The following is a 2,713-nucleotide window of genomic DNA, read 5'->3' as shown; positions in this document are numbered from 1 at the left end:
AATCTGAATCTTGCTGCTCTTTCGGTTGGTGTAATTTCAGTCGTAACATTGTGATCTGCTAAATAAACGCTGTAATAATAAGGCGTTACCGTTTCTGCTTTATGCGAAAACCAGCTTTGTCTGTCTTCTTCTTTAAATTTTAATTCACCCGTAACAGGCATTATTGAAAACTGACCATAATCATTCATCCAAGGAGATGGCTGATGTGTTTGTTTAAAACCTTTAATTCTGTTTGATTTGTACGTGTATGCCCAGCCGTCACCCATCTTGCCAGTTTGTGGAGTCCAGAAATTCATTCCCCATGGCATTGCAATGGCTGGGTATGTATTCCCATTTGAAATTCCGTAATCTGAATCAGTTCCCACTAAAGGATTTACCCACCCAACAGGAGTTCTGACCTCAATCGAAGTCATAGTCTGTGCTTGAGCTGATGTCAAACTGAGCACTGCTAAAAATACGACAAAAACGTTAAGTTTATTTTTTTTCAAAGCTTAATTATTAATAGAATTAATTACTTCCTTGTTTATTTTATTTACTTCAGAAAAATTCATTTTATCAACTTTACGATCGTAAGTCATAAAACCATTTACTTCACCTTCAACATCTGTGGTCTGAGTATAAACGGCTGCCGAAAATCCTGTTTTAGCCAGTTTTATCAACTGATCAGCATATTCTTTATATTTTGTAGTAGTTTCGTTAGTATTCTTAAACTGGGTATATCCCCAATTTTTATCTGTCTGCCAAAGATGACCTTCCATAGGAAAACCAATTCCTCCATATTCACCTAAAACGGTAATTCTGCGGGCATCATATAATTTTAATTCCGGCCCTGGATAATGATGAATATCTAACATATCCCCAGTTTGAAAATGATTTCCACCACTTGATGAATTTACTAATCTACTAGGATCATGATTTTTAGTCCATTCGGTAATCTCAACAGTTTTGAATTGACCCCAAGCCTCATTAAACGGAACCCAAACTACGATACTCGGGTAAGAATACAAATGATCCATAATCTCTCTCCATTCTTTTATGTATATTTCTTCGGATTGGGCTGTTCTTTTTAATTCAGTACCATCAAAATATTTATGCATTTGCCAAATTGGACCTTCATCTCCGCTAGGCATATCCTGCCATACTAAAATTCCCATTTTATCACAATGTGTATACCATCTTGCAGGCTCCACTTTGACATGTTTACGAATCATATTAAAACCTAATTCTTTAGTTCTAAGGATATCGTATTTTAATGCTTCATCTGTCGGTGCTGTATACAATCCGTCAGGCCACCATCCTTGATCAAGCGGTCCAAACTGAAAACAGTCTTTATTATTAAGTTGAATTCTAACAATACCTTTATCATCTCTTTTTGATGATATTTTTCGCATTGCAAAATAACTTTTTACTTCGTCTATAACTTTACCGCCACTTATAAGTTTAACCTTGATATCGTATAAAAAAGGAGAATCTGGCGACCATAATTTTGGACTACTAAGTACTATATCAATAGGCTGGCTAGACACTGCTTTTTCTAAAGCTATTGTTTTAGATCCGTCCAATACTGTAATTTCAACGATATCACTTGTATGACTACCCTCAACTTCAGTGGCTATATTAATTGAATTATGATCAATATCCGGAGTTGTTCTTATATTATTAATATGTTTTTTGTTTACTGGTTCTAACCATACTGTTTGCCAAATTCCTGTTACAGGCGTATACCAAATTGATTCCGGATTTTTAACTTGTTTACCTCTTGGCTGCGTTCCGTCACTGGTAGGATCCCAAACTTTAACAACAAGTTTTTGAGATTTCCCATTTAAAAACGGAGTTATATTGAAACTAAAAGGTGTGAATCCTCCTGTATGTGTACCAAGTTTTACATCATTAACCCAAACTTCTGTTTTCCAATCTACTGCACCAAAATGCAAAAGAATATCTTTATTTTTCCAATCAGAATCAATAGTAAAAGTAGTTTCATACCAAACTTCCTTTTCTGAGCCTACAGATTTCATTACTCCGGAAAGGCTTGATTCAACAGCAAAAGGTACGAGTATTTTTCCATCATATCCTTTTGGCGCTGTCTGTCCTACCAGCTGTATAGCATAGTTCCATAACCCGTTAAGATTTTTCCATTGATTTCTTTCCATTATTGGTCTAGGATATTCTGGAAGGGGATGATTAGGATCCACCTTTTCAGCCCATCTTGTTTTTATTTTGTCGCCCTGTGGTTTCCATTGCGCAAAGCATGAAAGCCCTACAAAAAGAAAAAATATAACTGTAAATTTATTTTTCATTATGATATTTTTTTGAGATTTAGAAAGTGTTTTTTCAGTGAGTGACTAAAATCTACTTTCTAACTGTAAATGATATTGTTTTATCTTTTGGCAAAAAGCAGAATAAAAACCTGAAGGCTGTTTATTTCCTTCAGGTAATTCAAAGTTACTAACCAAATAACTACTTAATTAATCAAAATATCCATCTTTATCAAGCTTAGCTGCCGCTTCCATAAGCATTACACCGCTTAATTGAGTTGTAAGATCAGTATTGGCTCCTGCTGCAGGTGCAACTTTCCAATTATTTCCTGAAAACATACTTGGTCTGAAAATTCCTTTTTTGTAAAATGTTTGAGCATTAAATTTCATGAACTCTGCAAACTTTTCTTTATCAGTAGAATTGATAGTTGGTTGTTGGATAAGCTCAGTAAAAT

General features: G+C 34.8%; 2 protein-coding genes and 1 pseudogene. All 3 read right to left on the bottom strand.

All coding sequences use genetic code 11. The features are described 5' to 3' along the window. A pseudogene (locus VFS71_RS15965) lies at window positions 1–413 on the bottom strand (glycoside hydrolase family 92 protein); the annotation flags it as partial. A 78-nt stretch (window positions 414–491) separates the two neighbouring features. Beyond that, on the bottom strand, window positions 492–2,300 hold the full coding sequence (locus VFS71_RS15960; RefSeq protein ID WP_326402511.1) for a glycoside hydrolase family 2 protein: 1,809 nt from the start codon (window positions 2,298–2,300) through the stop codon (window positions 492–494). Window positions 2,301–2,468: 168 nt separating this feature from the next. Beyond that, the coding region (locus tag VFS71_RS15955) for a hypothetical protein (protein WP_326402509.1) at window positions 2,469–2,713 on the bottom strand (245 nt) is incomplete at its 5' end.

The organism is Flavobacterium sp. (assembly GCF_035760125.1).
In the GTDB taxonomy this organism is placed as follows: domain Bacteria; phylum Bacteroidota; class Bacteroidia; order Flavobacteriales; family Flavobacteriaceae; genus Flavobacterium.
This window is presented reverse-complemented; position numbering and strand designations above follow the sequence as displayed.